The organism is Roseateles sp., assembly GCF_031397715.1.
Classification (GTDB): Bacteria; Pseudomonadota; Gammaproteobacteria; order Burkholderiales; family Burkholderiaceae_C; genus Paucibacter_A.
In genome coordinates this window covers 1-14,377 of record NZ_JANNMI010000062.1, presented here as the reverse complement: position 1 = coordinate 14,377, position 14,377 = coordinate 1, and the positions used below count along the sequence as shown (strand labels likewise).

Genomic DNA, 14,377 nt, shown 5'->3' with positions numbered 1-14,377 from the left:
CGGGGTCAGGAACTAGGCCTACGGGAGATGCGACCTTGGCCGCGCTGCTGGGGTCTTAATCCCCTGGAGATCGGAGTCAGGAACTAGGCGACGGCAACGGATCGCAAGCCCCCGCCGATGACGTCTTAATCCCCTGGAGATCGGGGTCAGGAACTAGGCCGATGCTGCACCCCTGCCGCTACCAGTACAGGGTCTTAATCCCCTGGAGATCGGGGTCAGGAACTAGGCCTAGATAGTATACTGAACCACCCCAAGGAGCACGTCTTAATCCCCTGGAGATCGGGGTCAGGAACTAGGCCAGCCGCTGTGCGCCGCCTGATCTACGGCAATTGGTCTTAATCCCCTGGAGATCGGGGTCAGGAACTAGGCCCCCAACAAGCGTGGCACGTTGATCGCTGACTTGGTCTTAATCCCCTGGAGATCGGGGTCAGAAACTAGGCAGATTGACATGGTTTCCCAATGACCCTGAACCGTCTTAATCCCCTGGAGATCGGGGTCAGAAACTAGGCCGCTCAAGCCAAAAAACACAAGCCCGACAAGCACTTGGAGAGGGGTTTGACAAGAAAAACAGACTTCATGTTTCTGAGGGTAAAAACGGCTCTTCCCAATCCGACTCAGCGTCGGCTTCGACCGCAGCAGCCACCGGCAACACCGCGCCGAGCAGCAGCGTAGCGGCGCTACCGGCGTCCAAATGAACACCGTCCAGCCGCTCGCCACGCCCCATGCGCCAGACCTTGCAGTGCAAGGGTAAATGGTAGGCGCGCACATCGTCCTCCTGGTCGTGAATGATGTTATCCAGCTCATCCAGCAAGTCAGCCAGCTTGGCGTCGCTGGCCGGCACCACAAAGGCGGAGTACAGCGCCGCAAGCCCATGGCGGCGCACCTCCCGGTGCACTTGGCGCAGGCGTTTGGGGTCACTGATGTCATAGGCCAGCAACCAGGTCTTGGCCCCCAAATGCACCGGCACACTGCCCAGCCGCTTGCTGCGGCGCTGCTTGATGTTGTTGCTCATGTCAGTTGCTCCCTCAGGTGATATTCAAGGCTGCCGAGTTGATCGCCCAGCGCGCGGCACAGCTCGGTGCCGTCACGCTCGACCGCAAAGGCGGCAAACTGCGCCGCCGACAGCGTTTCCAGCCGCCAGCGCGGTGTCTGCGCCAGACTCAGATGCAAGCGCCACTGCAAGAGCTCGGTCAAGAACAGGCCCAAATGCAGGCCCTCGCGGGCGAAGCCGATCAGCGCCGGGTCGCCCAGATGCTCGTGCAGCTGCTGCGCCACCAAAGCGCCGGCGGCGCGCTGCAAATGACGCATGCGCTCCCCGACGGCAAGACCCAGGCGCACGCGGTGGTGGTTGAACAAGCGGCTGCGCGCGTTGGCCGCGTCGGCCGGGCGCGGGGCGATGCCGGCACCAACCAGGGCGCCGAGGATTTCGCGCCGCTCGCAGCTGCGCCGCCATTGGTCCAGCATTTCACCCTAGATTCGGCAGTTGACCGCTCACTTTTCCCAACAAAGTCCGATGCCTATTGCCGAAAGTTGCTTCGACTCAATTCACCAATTTGGTGAGCGCGCTACGCACCTGATTGCACCGCGCTACGGCACGCTGACATTGTTGCTTCTCCTCGCGGGCATCAGCCCGCGTCGTCGTCGCGCCTCGCCAGCGCACCGCATCGCAGCGCACTCAGGCGCGTCCAACTGCCGAATCTAGGGTCGCTCCCCATCGGGTGGTGCATGGTTTCGCGCAGCAGCTCGCCCAAGGTGGTTTCGCGTTTGCGCGGCCCAAAGCACCAAGCGATGGTGTCACCATGGTGGTCATGAAACAGCACCGGCACGCCGCTGCGCAAGCAGGCCAGCAAGGCCTCGGTGCTCCACTGCGCGCTGGCAGGGCTGATGACGCGCGCGAGCTGACGCAGCGGCACCAGGTTGCGGGTGCGGCCCGGCGCGCTGACGTGCAGGGACACGCCGTCATCGAGGCGCACTTGCCAGTCTTGGGCAGCGTCGAGGTAGAGGGCCCGGATCATGGGGCCTCCTGCTCGGATCGATCGGCGCCGTCGTCGCCGTCGGCCGGGTCGACACAAACCGCCGCCAGCGCCGAATTGGCCAACAAGGCCCGCGCCAAGGCGCGGGCGGTGCGGCACATCGCCGGCTCACTGCGCCGGGCTGCCAGGTGCAAGAGCGGGTAGAGCGCGGCGCGCGCTGGCTTGCCCATCAGGCAGGCGCCGGCACCGTCCCGGCCAAAGTGCTCGGGCCGCAGCGTGCGCTCGCGGAACGCGTCCCACACGAGTTGATCGACCTGCACGCGCCAGGGCTCCATCAGGTCGCAAGCCAGCGACGCACGGCTGTAGGCGGGCGCATGCAAGAAGCCCAAGGCCGGATCAAGCCCCTGCGACCACAGCACCTGCGCGGCTTGCGCATGCAACAGCGTGTAGCCCAGCGACAGCGCGGCGTTGACCGGGTCGGGCGGTGGGCGGCGGCGCCGGCCCACAAAGCCCAATGCGGGCGCAAACAGCTGCTGGTAGGCGCGGAAGTAGGCGGCGGCACCTGCCCCCTCCAGGCCGCGCAGGCTGCCGATGGGCAGCGCGCTGGCGGCGGCGCCGCGCAGCTGGGCGAGGGTCAGGCCGAGCGTGTCCAGCCCGTCCAGCATGGGCTTGCGCAGGTCCAGCCGCTGCACCAGCGCGCGGCGCAACAGCCGCGCCTGCCCGAGCAGCTTGGCGCGCACCAGGCGGGCCGCGATGGCGGCGCTGGCGCTTGGCTGCAGGGCCAGATCGCATTGCGCCAGCCGCAGCCGGGCGTCGGCCCCGGGCTTGCCCATCAGCTGCGCCACGCGCTGGCCGCCGCGCCCGCCAAAGGCCAGCAAGCCGATGTCGGCATCGGCCAGCGCGGCCAGCGTGGCGCTGCTGAGCAGGGTGTCGGCACGCAAGACCACGCGCTGCAACAAGGCGGCCGGCACGGTGCGTTCGAGTTCGCCGTCGCGGCGCAGCTGCAAGGCGCCGTCGCGCCAGCGCAGCTCGTAGCCGGGGCGGTCGATGTAGAGGGTGTTCATCTGCGCAGAGCTCCTTTTTCAGCCGAGGTAGAAAAAATCGTCGGCCGGCGCGGGTACGGCCCGGCCCAGGCCGTGCACCAAGGCGCGGGTGTCGAGCTGCACGAACACGGCGCGGTCGGTTGCCGGGTCCATCAGGTGCTCCATCTGCGCCATCGCCGCCTGCAGCTCAGCGACCGTGAACCAGCATTCGTACAGCGACTTCTGCCCGCCCACCGCGTGACCCTTGAGCGAGCGCAAAACACGCCGGCGGCGGCGTGCGCTGCTGATGTCATAGCCGACGAGGAAGAGGTGGCGCAGCATGGGGGTTTGGGCTGTTGCCGGCTTGAGGCGTGCGTTTGTTGAGGAATGCAGGCACTGTAGGTAGGCTTGGGCGTTCAACGTCAATTCGGCAAGCTTGCGGAAATTGGCGCCAATCGCGGTAGGCGCGGTAAGCGCGATAAGCGCGATGGCAGTCCCGGCCCTGCTCGCACTGTGTGGCAAGGAAGCGTGGTTCGGTTTAGCCCCTCACATGAAGCGCGCTTTCCCATGTCAAAAAAGGCTGCCTCCTCAACCAAACTGGTGCCCGCGCAAGGAGCAGCAGTCATGCCGGCCAGTGCGTCTGCGTCTGCGTCTGCGCAAGCCGCACTGAATTTTGGCAAGTTTTTGCAGGGCAAGGTCGAGCTGGCGCGCACCTCGATGCAGGCCGGCCAGGGTCAAAGTAACGATCAAGTGGAAGCCGAGTTCGCAGCGCGGCGGGCCAAGGTTGCTGGCCCGGGCTGATCGTCGAATCAGGCGTCTTTCCAGCGCTGCAGATAAGGCACCAGGTTTTGAATCTCGGCGCCGTCGATGACGTCGACTTTGTATTGCGCGGCGCGTTGCCTGGCCTCGGGGTCGAGTTTGCGGGCCGACAGCAGCAAGGGCGTGGCCATGGCGCCACCGACGCTGCGGCTGAGCTGGCTGAGCTTGTAGATCCAGTCGGCGGGGGTGTTGTCGGTGCGGGCGGCCTTGCATTCGATGATGAGCATGCGGTTGCGGTGCACGACCACTGCGTCGAGCTCATTGCGAGTGCCACTGCCGACCTGCTCCACCTGCAGGTTTTGCTCCCAGCGATGGGGAAATAGGCCCTTGAGCTTGAGCGCGGCAAATTCCTCGACCCAGCCGCCGCCCAAGTAGACGGCAGCAGCGGCGTTAGCGAAAACGATTTCGGCCTCGCCGTCCCAATGCGCTAGGCCCAGCTCGGCACAGCGTTGCAGCCACTCCAGGCGCTGATGGTCGGTGTCGCAATAGGCCAGATGCGGGGCGCTGGCGGCGCTGCCGGTGTTGAGCAAGGCGGCCAGTTGCTGGTTCAGCGCCAAGGCCATCGGCTTGGTGCCGCCGGTGAAGTTGATGACCACCGGCTGGCCGTCGAGTTGGGCCGCCAGGTCTTGCGCCTGCGCCATCAGCGTGGCGACATCACGGTCATCAAAGGGGATACGTTTGACCTCGATGCCGCGCGCCTTGAAGGCCTGCGTCAGCTGCTCGGCACTGGCCTTCATGGCCGGCGTTTGCAGCACCCAAGCCTGCGTCGCGCCGCATTGCAGCGCGGGAATCAGGTTGCCCTGGTTTTGGCCGGAGGCGATGACGACGTGCAGTGTGGGGCGGCTACTCATAGGGTTTTGTCCTGACATGAGGTGACGGTGTAGCGGCCAAGGCCGAAGCTGGTTTTGCCGCCGATATGCAGCGTCTGCCCCAGCTGCAACAGCTCGGCCAATGGCTGCCATGGGCCGCTCAACTCGAAGCTGCCGAGCAGGCCGCAGAGCTGCATTTCACTGTGCTGGCGGTTGGACCAGCGCTTGATGCTGTGCCAGCGCAAATCGGCGTTATGGGCCTGGATCGCCTCGGCGGCTTGGCGCAACGCGCTGGCTGGTTCGCGCCAAGCCGGGCCCTGGCCCAGCTGCAGCGCCAGCAAGTCGCCGACGCGGCGGATCAAGGCATTCAAGAAGTCCCGCGCCTGCAATTGCTGCGGGCGCAGCGGCTCGCCTTGTCGTTTCAGATACAGCGGGGTCAGCAGCTCGATGCGCAGCCGGCGTGCGTCTGGCGGCAGGGTTGCAGCCGGCACTGGCTCGGCCGCGCTGCTCAGCAGCGTCAGCCCGCCACCCCAGGCGCCCAGACGCTGCGCCATGCCACGGGCCAGCGCTTGGCGCACCAGCGGCGCATGCCGGCGCGCACGGCCGATCAAAGTCAGTTTGAATTCAAAGTGATCGCCGCGCTGCAGCGGCTGCGCGGCGCTGTGCAGCGGCGCGGCCAACACAAAGCCGTTGGGGATGTTCGAGTAGGTGCGCTCGGCATCGGCGGGCGCCACACCCTCGAACACCTCCGTGTAGGCGCAGGTCTGGCGCAGCGGGCGGGCGTCGCAGCTTGGCGCGCCGGTGACGCAGGCGAGCGCACGCAACTCATGGCCCAGAATCCCGCGCAGCGCGCTGCCGGCGTATTCGGGCAAGGTCAGGGCGCTCAGCGCGGCAGTTTGCACGCGCAGCGTGGTGATGGGGAACGACTGAGTAAGCAAAGCATTCATTCCGGATCACTCCAAGCGCGTCAATAGCGCGTATTCATGTGGCCAGGCGGCCGCTTCGGCAGCGTCGAGCACGCGGCCCTCGGGCAGGCGCTGCAGCAGGCGCAAGACCAGCGCCTGATCACCCTCGGCCAAGGTCACGCTTTGCCTTTGCACCTCAACGGGCCGCTGCAGCTCGGCGCTGATCAACTGCGCCGCGCCGGCGTGTCCGATGGCCGACTCTGCGCCTTGATCCAGAAACTGCCGCGCCTGCTCGAGGGTCAGAGGGCCAGCCAGGCAGAACCGGCCGTAGTCGGTGAGCACGGCCGAGTTGAGGATGTAGCGGGCCATGGTCGCCGGGTTCATGGTGTTGCAGCATCGGCAAGCGCTTTGATGTCGAATTGATTGCCGGTCTTGCACATCAGCAGGGCGACGTTTTTAAGCTCGCCCTTTTTGCGCAGGCGTGCGTCGTCCTCGCCGAGGCTGGTCATGAAGGTCTTCATCGCGTCGCCCTTGAGCGGCGCGCTGACCACGCCGCCTAGCTTGGCACGCAGCTCGCCCCGGCCTTTGTCGAAGATCAGCGTGGCGGCGAGCCAGGTTTCGGTATCGCTGGCCAGCTTTGTGGCGCTTGCGCTCCCCGCGCCTGGGCGGGACGCTGCGGCGACATCCTTCATCGCGCCATAGCCCACCGCTGTTTTGGCACCAAAGCCAAGCCATTCGAACGCATGGTCAAAGGCGGCCTTCAGCAAGCCGCGCCAGCTCGCCACCAGCGCTGAGTCAGGCGGGCCCAGCAAGCGCTCGTCGCATTGCACGGTGAAGGCAAACTTGGCGCCCGGCGGCACGGTCAGGAAGGTGATCGGGTTCGGGCTGCCGCTGTCATGCGGCGACTCTTTGCCCTGCAAATAGTGGCTTTGATGCGGGGTCATCACCTCAACATGCAGCTTGTCACCCGGCACTTGCGGCAACACGTCCCAAAAACTCAGGGCACCGCGCCGCAGCTCCTGCGCTTCAGCTTCGCTGCCAAACAAGGCCAAGACGGCTGCTGCGTCCCAGCCCTGACCGCCTCCCCACTCGCCTTGCGCCAACTCCATTGCCGCCGCACGCAGCACGCCCTTGATGCCGCTGCCGGCCAAGTACGGCAGGCCATAAGGATTCAAGAACGCAAAGCCGTTTTCCAGCGGGTGGGCGTTGCCCAGGCCGGTGGTGAACGGCGCAATCGCCTCGGCCTGAATTTGCAGCAGCGCACCGCCGGCAAGCTGAGCCAGGGCTTGGGCGCGCTGGGTCAGGGCCTTCATCAAGGCTCGGTCGCCGTCGTTCAATTTGCAGGCATTCAGCAGTGCCCGGCCCTTGGAATCCGGGCTGATCAAGCGCCCTCGGGCATCGCCGTCCGGCAGGTCCCAAAGCGGCAAATACATGCCAAAGCGCAGGCCCGGCGATGCAGTCGTGAAGTCCTGACCCAGGTAAGCGGGCGTGGCGGAGATAGCCATGCTCAAACTCCCCCGTCCACCACGGCCGGCACGACCTGGCGCAACCAGCGCAGCCAGTCAAAGGCCTCTTGCGTGACGGCCTGGAAATGCGCAGGCTTGGCCGCCATCAGCGCCGCCATACAGCGGCCGAAATCCTTCGGCACTTGGTCGCCGTAGCGTTGGTTTAGCCAGGCGCGCAGATGCTCGCCCATCAGCTTGCAATGCACCTGTTTGGGCTTGCTGCCCTTCTCATGTAGAAAAGCCATCACCTGCAGCAAACCGCTGTTCATGATCAAGGCCGGCAGACTCTTGGCGAGGTTTTTGTACTCATCACCAACACCGGATTGCTGCGCGCAAGCCCAGGCATTCTGGGCACGCTGCTGCTCCAGCGTGAGCTTGTGAGTTGTGGTCGCCATGGCTCAAGCCTCCTGCAGTTTGGCCAGCACCAGGCCACGCCCGGTGCTGGCGTCGCCGCCGATCTGCAGCAGCCGGCCGTCCAGCAGCGCGCGCATCTGGCTCATCACCGCCTCGGCGGGCAAATCAGCCCCAGTGCCGCTGCGCGAGCGACTGGCGCACAGAGACGCAATCAGCAAGGCCTCGGGCGGCAGGTTCTCGGAATAGAACAGCCCGCCTTTGCTGGCCGTGCCGGTATCGGCGTCGATGCGCACATGCGCTTCCACCAGCGTGGCGTGGCGGGTGAAGTAGGCGAAATCGGTGTCAGACAAAACCACCAGGTCTTGGGCGAGCTTGGTGCGAAAAAACTCGTTGGCGGCATCATTCGGTATAGCGCGCGCGGCCAAGTCTTGGCCCAACGACATCAGCTCGGGGCTGATGCGCTGCGCGGCGTACTCGAACGCTTCCAGATGCAGCTTTTGGCCATCGGACAACAGGGCCGGATTCGCAAGCACGCAGTGGCCCTCGTCCACGCTGGGGATGGCCCAATCGACCGCCACGCCCAACAAGCCCAGCAGTCGTTTGGCCCGTGCCAGCGCCAGCGGGCAGGTGGCGTGCACAAAGCTGCCGCGCAGGCTGCGCACTGGGAAGGTGAGCAATTGCGCGTCGCCAAAGCTGACCGCGCCGGCGTGCAGGTCGCCGCTGGTCGACTCGGGGCCGAACAGCAGATTGGCATGCGCCGACGAGCCGTCGGCGGGCCGCAGCGCGTCAAAACCATGCCGCACCGCGCCCTTCAGGCCGGAGCCGGCAAAGCTCGGGTGGCCGCTGTGGCGTTCGCGCTGGATCGGGTTGTCGATCACGCCGATGGCGCTGCCCGCTCCCATGTGAACGGGGCTGGCGGCGTAGAGAAACAGGGCTGCTTTTTGTTGGAACATGATGGTGTGCTTTATTCCGCTTGAATTCGAGGTAACTGATTGGGTCGCTCAGAGGGCCAAGGCGCAGCGATTGAAACCTTCGGCGCGGCGTTGATCGGTGTGGGCTTGATTGTCATCAGCCGCCGGCCAAAAGCCCGTTTCCGCAAGCTTGCCGAGTGCGTCGGGTTCGGCCTGCAGCTCGTCGAGCCAATACACGCTGCCGGCGGCAACAGCGCGCTGCGCGGGCTTGGGCTCGCGCCGGGCCATATCGAAGCCGCTGATGATTTCGGCAGCACCCAGCGCCGCGCAGCTGACCCGGGCGCTGAGGCCGGGCAAGTTCAATCGGCCGTCCAGCCCCATGCCGGGCAGCCGCCAACCGTCGGCAAACAGGCCCGGTGTGGTCAGCACAACGCGGCATTTCTTGCGCCGCGCCAAAGCCTCGAAATCGGGTGTTGGCCAGCTGATGTCGGGCCGGCTGAGACTGACGCTGCGGCCCTCGCCACCAAAACGCAGCAGGCCCAAATCATCCAAGCGGGCACCCCTCAAGCTGAGGGCGAAACCGACGCCATCGAGCAAGGTCACGGCCTGGGTGCTGAACAGCTTGCCATCGGCAGCGGCACGCGTCGTGGGGTCGAGCCCGACGCCGACACGCATCTCAAGCTGCCACAGCTCGCGGCTGTGGATCAACTGATGGAACGACGGCAATTTGCCGGTCATGTAGGCCGCCCAGCCGGCTTGCGTCAACCAATAGCCATTGGCCGGCTTGCTACGTTCGGCCTGCGCCAAAACTGGCAGCAGCGGCAAAGGCGCCGAGTTTTCCAACGATCCTGCCAGCTGGGTCGGCTCCATGCCGTACACCGATTCATTGGCCTTGTCCACGACCAAATCAGCGGGCAAGCGCCATAGCAGCTCCACCTGGCCTGCCACCAGGCGCGCCAGTTGAAAGGCTTGTAGCTCAAAGGCGCCGGGCCGCTCGGGTGTGCCCAACTCTGGGTGCGGCGCCTGCCCACGCCCAAAGGCGGCCAGATCGATGCCGTCACGCGCCAGCATCGCGCTGCGCAGGGCACCGGCCGCCACCGAGGGCCAGGGCGGCATCAGCGCCTCGCCGTAACTGCCGGGGTCACCGAACAGCTTGTTGCCGCGCAACACCAGGGTGTCGAGCGGCTGCAAGAAGCAGCTTTGTTGCGGTGTCATTGAGTGTCCTTTGCGGGTGAAAGATCGAGACCGCGTGCCTCGCGTGCCAAGAACTCGGCCACCTGCATGAAATGGCTCAGCCATTGCTGCGGCTGGGCATCTTTGGGCAACAGCGCGGGTGAGTGGGCCAGGCGGGCCAGCCGTTCGGCCAGCTTGCCGGCCGTGGTCTTGTCCTTGTCTTTGCTCTGCCGCCTGAACTGCCAGGCCAGCAGCGCGGCCAACAGGGCCTCGTTGTCAGGCGGCAGGTCGTCCAGCCATTCGACGCTGTGATAGATCGCCCGCCGCGACACCCCTTCCTGCTTCAAAAACACCAGCAAGTCGAGCAGCAGCGCCATCGGCTCGCCCCATTTGGCGGTGAGTTGCAGGGTGCCGCCCGAGCGTTTGATCAAGCTGATGCTGAAGGCGTTGCGGCCGCCTGATTCCTTGGCGCGCTTTTCAGCCGCCCGCAGCTCGCGCAGCACGGCACTCAGCGGCGCTTGATGGTGGGCCACCACCAGGCCCGTGGAAGCGGTGGCCTGTTCGCCCATCACGCGCAGCAGTTGCGCCGGCTGCCCCGGGGCTTGCAGCCTGGCAAAACCATTCTGGACCCGCGTTATATCGATGGACTCATGCTCATGCAGGCCCACACTGCGCGGGTCCACGCCGCTGTAGACCGCCCGCAAGGCGGTGGCGGCGGGCAGCAGGTCGCCCACCGGCAGCATCGCCAACACATCGTCGCCACCGGCGTAAATGAGGCGACCGTTGAAGTGCCGCTCCACCACCTGCGGCACTAGGCGCAGGGCGAACTGGTTGAGCGCGTCGGAGATCACCATATGCCGCCCCGGGTTCGGTGCCCGCGCACTTTCAAGGTAGCGGCGCAAGGGGGTGTCGGGCTTGAACCGCGTCAAGCCGGTGCGCACTTGCGGGTGCATGCACTGCGCGTGGGTGAGGGTTTTGTCTTGGCCGGCCGACAGCCAGGCGCCCATCTCGTCGCCGTCCATCAGCAGCAGGCCGAAATAGGTTTCGGGCGTTTGGCCCAAGGCCTTGTTCAGCAGTTGACGGGCGGCGGCGGCGCGGGTTTCATCTTCTTGCTCGCCCTCCAGCCAACCGGGCAGCAGCAGCAGGATCGCGGCATCGGCATGCCTCATCACCGCCGCACGCAAACGGCGCGGCAGCGCCACCCGCTGCGGATTGGCGGCCCGCACGGCGGCAGCCAACTCGGCGGGCAGGCGTTCGCCACGCTCCAGCCACGTTTGCAGCGTGCCAGCCACGGCCAGGGTGTGGGTGCTGACGACAAAACGGCTGACCTCGCCGTCCAGCAGCGCGCCCATTTCCCGCACGACCAGGCTGGGCCACAGCCGCTTCAAGGTGGCCAGCGCACCCAGATGCTCGCCCGGGCGAGCCCATTGCGGGCGCTTGGCCGCGACCTTGGCCCACAGGGTGTCTTGGCGTGCCCCGGGCGGCAGGGTCAATTGGGCCCGGTCGGTGGTCAGCCATTCGACCTCGCCGCTGAGCGAGCAGCGCCAGCCGATCTCGTTTTGCTGCTCAAACGTGCGCGTGGCCTTGACCGCCGCCAGCGTGCGCTCCAGCAATTCATGCAGGGCCGGGTAGAGCGCGCCCGGATTGGGCCAGTAGAACCAGCCGTCCTCCAAGTTCAAGCCGCCACTCAGCAAGCCCCAGGCCGGTGTGCCCAGAAAACCCGGCGCCGTGCCGGCTGGGATGCCGCCGAAAAACGGCGCCATCGCGGCCCGCAAGCGCGGCGTGCCGACCTGCAGCAACGGGGTGTTGGCGGCCACGCGGCCTTTCTCATCGCTATCGACCAAGGAAAACGGCACCGCCGCCCAATGCACCTGCGGAAACTCGGCCAGCTGCTTTTTGATTTGCGCGTAGGCCGGCAGCGCCGGGTCGTCCGCCACGCCGGCTTCGGTCAGCAGCAGGCGCAAGGCAGCGCCGGCTTGGCGCTGCACGAACTCGCGCAGCTTGGCGGTGATGGTGGCAGCCAGATCGCGCGCCATGGCGGCCGGCACCAAGGCGGTGAAGCGGTTCGGCAGCGCGGCGGTGAACAATGGATTCGCATCGCTGTGGCTGCGCGTCCAGTCGCATTCTTCGAACAGTTTTGGCTCCAAGCCCATGGCGTCGCGCAGCCACACATCCACCTGTGGCACGCCGCGCAGGCGCGGGAACAAGATGTGCTCGGGGCCAAGCGCTTCGCAAACCACCCGCATCGCCTCCCAGGCCAGCCGCGCCAACAGGTGCGAGCCGGCCCACAGGTCGGACGAGGAACGGGCGGCGGCGATCACCTCTTGTACCGGGCCGATGCTCACCGACAGCAGCGCCGGCCCGCCCTCATCGGCGTCCACATGGCAGACGGCGAGCGCGGCGGTCAGGTCGGTATGGTCCCAAATGCTGTGGTCGGGCACGCGCGAGTCGGCCGGCAGCAGCGGCCAGAGCAGACCCAACCCATCGGCCTTGATCTCGGGGCCGAAGCGCCAGAAGGCGAGTGCGGTGCGTTGCGCATCAATTTGGCCTTCGCTGCGGTGGACGAGCCCGCGCAAGTATTCCGACGAGATGGCCTCGGCATGATGAGGATCGACCTCGCTCAAGGACTTGAGGTCCAGCTCGGCGCCGGTCAGCGGGTGGATCAGCACCGGTTGCTTATGGAAGTGCACCTGCTGCCAGCGCGGGTAGCGGCCGTCGTCCTCATGCTTCGGAAAAGCAGCGCGGTCGGCCGTCGAGGCCCAGTGGTCGGCCTGCTTGACGGCGGCCTTGACGGCTTCCCTGTCGGCTTTGGGCTGGCCGCTGGGGAACAGCTCTTCCAAGAGCGTGCGCGTGGTGCCGGCCTCGTGGCCTTCATCGGTGCGCATCAGGATCAAGGCCTTTTCCGGCGGATCGCGCAGACGCGCGGCGAGTTGGGCTTGGCGGCGCAGGTCGGGGGTGAGGTTCATGGTGTGGGCGTTCCGGGCTTGACGCGAGCGAGTTCGATCTTGTTCAGATGCGGGCGCAGGGCTTCGCGTCGAGTCGGGTCGGCAATGCCGCTGTATTGGCGCTTGTCCGGCTCCAGCGTCAAGGTGTCCAGCAGCTGATGCGCACCCGCCCACACCTTCTCCAGCGCGGCAGCCTGCGGTCGGAAAGCGGCAATCGGGCGGCACGGCAGATGGAACACCGCCACGCGCAAGCCACCGTCGGCATCGCGGCGCAGCTTGAATCGCAAGCTATTGGGCAAGCGGGCGTTTTTGTCCCATGCCGACACGCTGTGGTTGGTGACGGGGTTGCGCCTCAAGGTGAATCGAACCCCAACCATTGCGGCTGCGACCGCCCAAGGCACCGCAATGCTGCATCAGCGCCAGCGCCCTTTGAATCAAGCCAGCATGCTGGACGGGTAAGGCGAGCGCAAGCTCGGCGTGCTCGCCCTCTTGGATAGCTGCGGCCGCCTTCAATTGGGGCCTTGCGCCTTTCGGCAATGTGACCGGCCCGCAACCCATATACAGATCGGCCGCCACCGCAGACTTGACCTCCGGATGCGTCACCGTCTCCAGCGACTGCCAGGCCTCGAGTTTGCCTTCGTCCCAGCGACTTAGCCGCAGCCGCAAAGCACTCCGATTGGACGCGCCCTCCCCGGCCGCCGCCGTGCCAAACAGCTTGGCCTCGGCGGCCCGCATGGCGTCGAGCTGCCAGCGCCCGGATTGCACAGCATCGACCAGGAAGGCGGGCGTTAGGAACTCAACTTTGTAGCGCAGGATTTGCATCCTGATTGCGGTGCAGCCGAAACTGAGATTCGAGTGGGGGGAAGAAGTAATGACGAGACTGTGCCGTCGAATGGGCCGGGCAGGCCTCAAGCGCAAGCTTGCGGTTTGCTGCTGATTCAGTCTTTAACAAACAGCGCCTGCGCAGCCAGCCGCTGCTCAAACAATTTAGGCCGGCCCTGCCTGCCGATTTTGTAGGGCTATGCGGCCTCAATACCCAAGGCGTTGCTGAACGCCTTGTTGACCTTGCTCTTGCGTTCGTCAAAGTCGGCCTGGCTCATGCCGGCGCGGTAGCGTGACTTGCGCTTGCGAACAATCGACCTGCTGCTGGTCGCGCGTGGCAATCCAGCGCGGCTCGCGGCTGGGGTAGTAGAACTCGGGGCTGGACTCGAACGGCTCGCTGACCAGCACATGACTCAACCGGTCTTGCGGGCGACCCCACAAACTCAGGGCATAGCCGGCGAAGAAGGCCATGCTTTTGCGGCCGCCCGCCAAGCTGACATGCAGGCTGGTGTGGGCGTCCTGCGTGAAGGCCCGCACCAAGTCGGAGATTTGATCCGCCAGCAGGGCGTTGTCCGCGGCGCTGCGGATGTCCTGGAGTTCCTGCCCCAGTGCGCCCTTCAGCACATGGACGGTGGAGGCCTCAAACTTGATCGGCGGCAAGCCGTAGTCTTGTGTCAGCCTATGAAACCAGCCGCTACCAGGGGCCAGTAGCTGCGTCAAAGTACGCTGCGCCCCGACTTGTGTGGTCAGCACATGCACCTCGTGCGGCAAGCCCTCTTCGCCGGCAAGCGCCAAGGCGTAAAGCGTTTCGGTCAAAACCTGCGGTGACAGGCCCAACACAGCCAGCAGCACCCGCCTTGACGGGACGGGGCCAACTTGACTCGGTTCGTCACTCTCGCCCAATTCGCCCCCGCTGATCGCTGGTATTTGCTAACTTTTTATTCCACTGCAATATAGCAGCCTTGCGTGACGGGGCGGCACGCAAGGAAAACCGGCAGGCCAGCGGCCGCCCAAACTACCCCATTAACCGCCGACGCGACAGACCTTCAGCATATTGGTGCCGCCGGGGTAGCCCATCGGCTCGCCGCAGGTGATCGCGTAGGTGTCGCCCGGCATCAGCACGCCCTTGTCGACGAGGA

17 protein-coding genes and 1 CRISPR repeat array are annotated in these 14,377 nt (G+C 65.8%); of the genes, 1 reads left to right on the top strand and 16 read right to left on the bottom strand.

Annotated elements, in window-relative coordinates; translation table 11 throughout:
• Positions 1-52 precede the first annotated feature (52 nt).
• A CRISPR array of direct repeats spans positions 53-510; the repeat unit is 38 nt; unit sequence GTCTTAATCCCCTGGAGATCGGGGTCAGGAACTAGGCC.
• Positions 511-574: 64 nt separating this feature from the next.
• The 5 genes from cas2 to RMO57_RS02850 form a co-directional block, all read right to left on the bottom strand.
• On the bottom strand, positions 575-1,012 hold the full coding sequence (gene cas2 / locus RMO57_RS02870) for a CRISPR-associated endonuclease Cas2 (RefSeq protein ID WP_310384028.1): 438 nt from the start codon (positions 1,010-1,012) through the stop codon (positions 575-577).
• On the bottom strand, positions 1,009-1,464 hold the full coding sequence (locus tag RMO57_RS02865) for a hypothetical protein (protein WP_310384027.1): 456 nt from the start codon (positions 1,462-1,464) through the stop codon (positions 1,009-1,011). The genes cas2 and RMO57_RS02865 overlap by 4 nt, the downstream gene beginning before the upstream one ends.
• Before the next feature lie 161 nt (positions 1,465-1,625).
• Positions 1,626-2,015, bottom strand: coding sequence for a CRISPR-associated endonuclease Cas1 (locus tag RMO57_RS02860; protein ID WP_310384025.1), 390 nt, complete (start codon positions 2,013-2,015; stop codon positions 1,626-1,628).
• The gene (cas1, locus tag RMO57_RS02855) at positions 2,012-3,037 is read right to left on the bottom strand and encodes a CRISPR-associated endonuclease Cas1 (RefSeq protein WP_310384023.1); all 1,026 of its coding nucleotides are present in this window, start codon (positions 3,035-3,037) and stop codon (positions 2,012-2,014) included. Before cas1 ends, RMO57_RS02860 begins: the two co-directional genes overlap by 4 nt.
• 18 nt (positions 3,038-3,055) lie before the next feature.
• Positions 3,056-3,337 (bottom strand): CRISPR-associated endonuclease Cas2, encoded by a 282-nt coding sequence (locus tag RMO57_RS02850; protein ID WP_310384021.1) that lies wholly within the window; start codon positions 3,335-3,337, stop codon positions 3,056-3,058.
• Positions 3,338-3,619: 282 nt separating this feature from the next.
• On the opposite strand from RMO57_RS02850, the gene RMO57_RS02845 reads away from it, so the two are divergent.
• Positions 3,620-3,796, top strand: a complete 177-nt coding sequence (locus RMO57_RS02845) for a hypothetical protein (protein WP_310384019.1) — start codon at positions 3,620-3,622, stop codon at positions 3,794-3,796.
• Positions 3,797-3,804: 8 nt separating this feature from the next.
• Here RMO57_RS02845 and RMO57_RS02840 read toward each other — a convergent pair whose 3' ends face one another.
• From RMO57_RS02840 to csm6, 11 genes are all read right to left on the bottom strand, one after another.
• Positions 3,805-4,665: a Card1-like endonuclease domain-containing protein gene (locus RMO57_RS02840; protein ID WP_310384016.1), complete on the bottom strand. Its 861-nt coding sequence runs from the start codon at positions 4,663-4,665 to the stop codon at positions 3,805-3,807.
• Positions 4,662-5,570 (bottom strand): CRISPR system precrRNA processing endoribonuclease RAMP protein Cas6, encoded by a 909-nt coding sequence (cas6, locus tag RMO57_RS02835; RefSeq protein ID WP_310384013.1) that lies wholly within the window; start codon positions 5,568-5,570, stop codon positions 4,662-4,664. Before cas6 ends, RMO57_RS02840 begins: the two co-directional genes overlap by 4 nt.
• A 6-nt stretch (positions 5,571-5,576) precedes the next feature.
• Positions 5,577-5,912, bottom strand: a complete 336-nt coding sequence (locus RMO57_RS02830; RefSeq protein ID WP_310384011.1) for an STIV orfB116 family protein — start codon at positions 5,910-5,912, stop codon at positions 5,577-5,579.
• Positions 5,909-7,033 (bottom strand): type III-B CRISPR module RAMP protein Cmr6, encoded by a 1,125-nt coding sequence (cmr6, locus tag RMO57_RS02825; protein ID WP_310384009.1) that lies wholly within the window; start codon positions 7,031-7,033, stop codon positions 5,909-5,911. Before cmr6 ends, RMO57_RS02830 begins: the two co-directional genes overlap by 4 nt.
• A 2-nt stretch (positions 7,034-7,035) precedes the next feature.
• A complete protein-coding gene (gene cmr5 / locus RMO57_RS02820; RefSeq protein ID WP_310384007.1) occupies positions 7,036-7,428 on the bottom strand; it encodes a type III-B CRISPR module-associated protein Cmr5 in 393 nt (130 codons plus the stop codon).
• Between the two features lie 3 nt (positions 7,429-7,431).
• Positions 7,432-8,340 (bottom strand): type III-B CRISPR module RAMP protein Cmr4, encoded by a 909-nt coding sequence (cmr4, locus tag RMO57_RS02815; RefSeq protein ID WP_310384005.1) that lies wholly within the window; start codon positions 8,338-8,340, stop codon positions 7,432-7,434.
• 48 nt (positions 8,341-8,388) lie between these two features.
• Positions 8,389-9,513, bottom strand: a complete 1,125-nt coding sequence (locus RMO57_RS02810) for a type III-B CRISPR module-associated protein Cmr3 (protein ID WP_310384003.1) — start codon at positions 9,511-9,513, stop codon at positions 8,389-8,391.
• Positions 9,510-12,437 (bottom strand): type III-B CRISPR-associated protein Cas10/Cmr2, encoded by a 2,928-nt coding sequence (gene cas10 / locus RMO57_RS02805; RefSeq protein ID WP_310384001.1) that lies wholly within the window; start codon positions 12,435-12,437, stop codon positions 9,510-9,512. Before cas10 ends, RMO57_RS02810 begins: the two co-directional genes overlap by 4 nt.
• Positions 12,434-12,715, bottom strand: a complete 282-nt coding sequence (locus RMO57_RS02800; protein ID WP_310384000.1) for a hypothetical protein — start codon at positions 12,713-12,715, stop codon at positions 12,434-12,436. The genes cas10 and RMO57_RS02800 overlap by 4 nt, the downstream gene beginning before the upstream one ends.
• Positions 12,705-13,238 carry a hypothetical protein gene (locus RMO57_RS02795; RefSeq protein ID WP_310383999.1) on the bottom strand — a complete coding sequence of 178 codons (534 nt, stop codon included), beginning with the start codon at positions 13,236-13,238 and terminating at the stop codon, positions 12,705-12,707. The genes RMO57_RS02800 and RMO57_RS02795 overlap by 11 nt, the downstream gene beginning before the upstream one ends.
• Positions 13,239-13,496: 258 nt before the next feature.
• Positions 13,497-14,078, bottom strand: coding sequence for a CRISPR-associated ring nuclease Csm6 (gene csm6 / locus RMO57_RS02790; RefSeq protein WP_310383998.1), 582 nt, complete (start codon positions 14,076-14,078; stop codon positions 13,497-13,499).
• Between the last annotated feature and the right edge of the window lie 299 nt (positions 14,079-14,377).

What these genes read in the sequence shown, in the direction of transcription:
- RMO57_RS02860 (WP_310384025.1), bottom strand. Translation starts at nt 2,015, where the DNA reads ATGATCCGGGCCCTCTACCTCGACGCTGCCCAAGACTGGCAAGTGCGC.
- cas6 (WP_310384013.1), bottom strand. Translation starts at nt 5,570, where the DNA reads ATGAATGCTTTGCTTACTCAGTCGTTCCCCATCACCACGCTGCGCGTG.
- cas2 (WP_310384028.1), bottom strand. Translation starts at nt 1,012, where the DNA reads ATGAGCAACAACATCAAGCAGCGCCGCAGCAAGCGGCTGGGCAGTGTG.
- RMO57_RS02845 (WP_310384019.1), top strand. Translation starts at nt 3,620, where the DNA reads ATGCCGGCCAGTGCGTCTGCGTCTGCGTCTGCGCAAGCCGCACTGAAT.
- cmr5 (WP_310384007.1), bottom strand. Translation starts at nt 7,428, where the DNA reads ATGGCGACCACAACTCACAAGCTCACGCTGGAGCAGCAGCGTGCCCAG.
- RMO57_RS02865 (WP_310384027.1), bottom strand. Translation starts at nt 1,464, where the DNA reads ATGCTGGACCAATGGCGGCGCAGCTGCGAGCGGCGCGAAATCCTCGGC.
- RMO57_RS02795 (WP_310383999.1), bottom strand. Translation starts at nt 13,238, where the DNA reads ATGCAAATCCTGCGCTACAAAGTTGAGTTCCTAACGCCCGCCTTCCTG.
- RMO57_RS02850 (WP_310384021.1), bottom strand. Translation starts at nt 3,337, where the DNA reads ATGCTGCGCCACCTCTTCCTCGTCGGCTATGACATCAGCAGCGCACGC.
- RMO57_RS02830 (WP_310384011.1), bottom strand. Translation starts at nt 5,912, where the DNA reads ATGAACCCGGCGACCATGGCCCGCTACATCCTCAACTCGGCCGTGCTC.
- cas1 (WP_310384023.1), bottom strand. Translation starts at nt 3,037, where the DNA reads ATGAACACCCTCTACATCGACCGCCCCGGCTACGAGCTGCGCTGGCGC.
- RMO57_RS02840 (WP_310384016.1), bottom strand. Translation starts at nt 4,665, where the DNA reads ATGAGTAGCCGCCCCACACTGCACGTCGTCATCGCCTCCGGCCAAAAC.
- cmr4 (WP_310384005.1), bottom strand. Translation starts at nt 8,340, where the DNA reads ATGTTCCAACAAAAAGCAGCCCTGTTTCTCTACGCCGCCAGCCCCGTT.
- cas10 (WP_310384001.1), bottom strand. Translation starts at nt 12,437, where the DNA reads ATGAACCTCACCCCCGACCTGCGCCGCCAAGCCCAACTCGCCGCGCGT.
- RMO57_RS02810 (WP_310384003.1), bottom strand. Translation starts at nt 9,513, where the DNA reads ATGACACCGCAACAAAGCTGCTTCTTGCAGCCGCTCGACACCCTGGTG.
- cmr6 (WP_310384009.1), bottom strand. Translation starts at nt 7,033, where the DNA reads ATGGCTATCTCCGCCACGCCCGCTTACCTGGGTCAGGACTTCACGACT.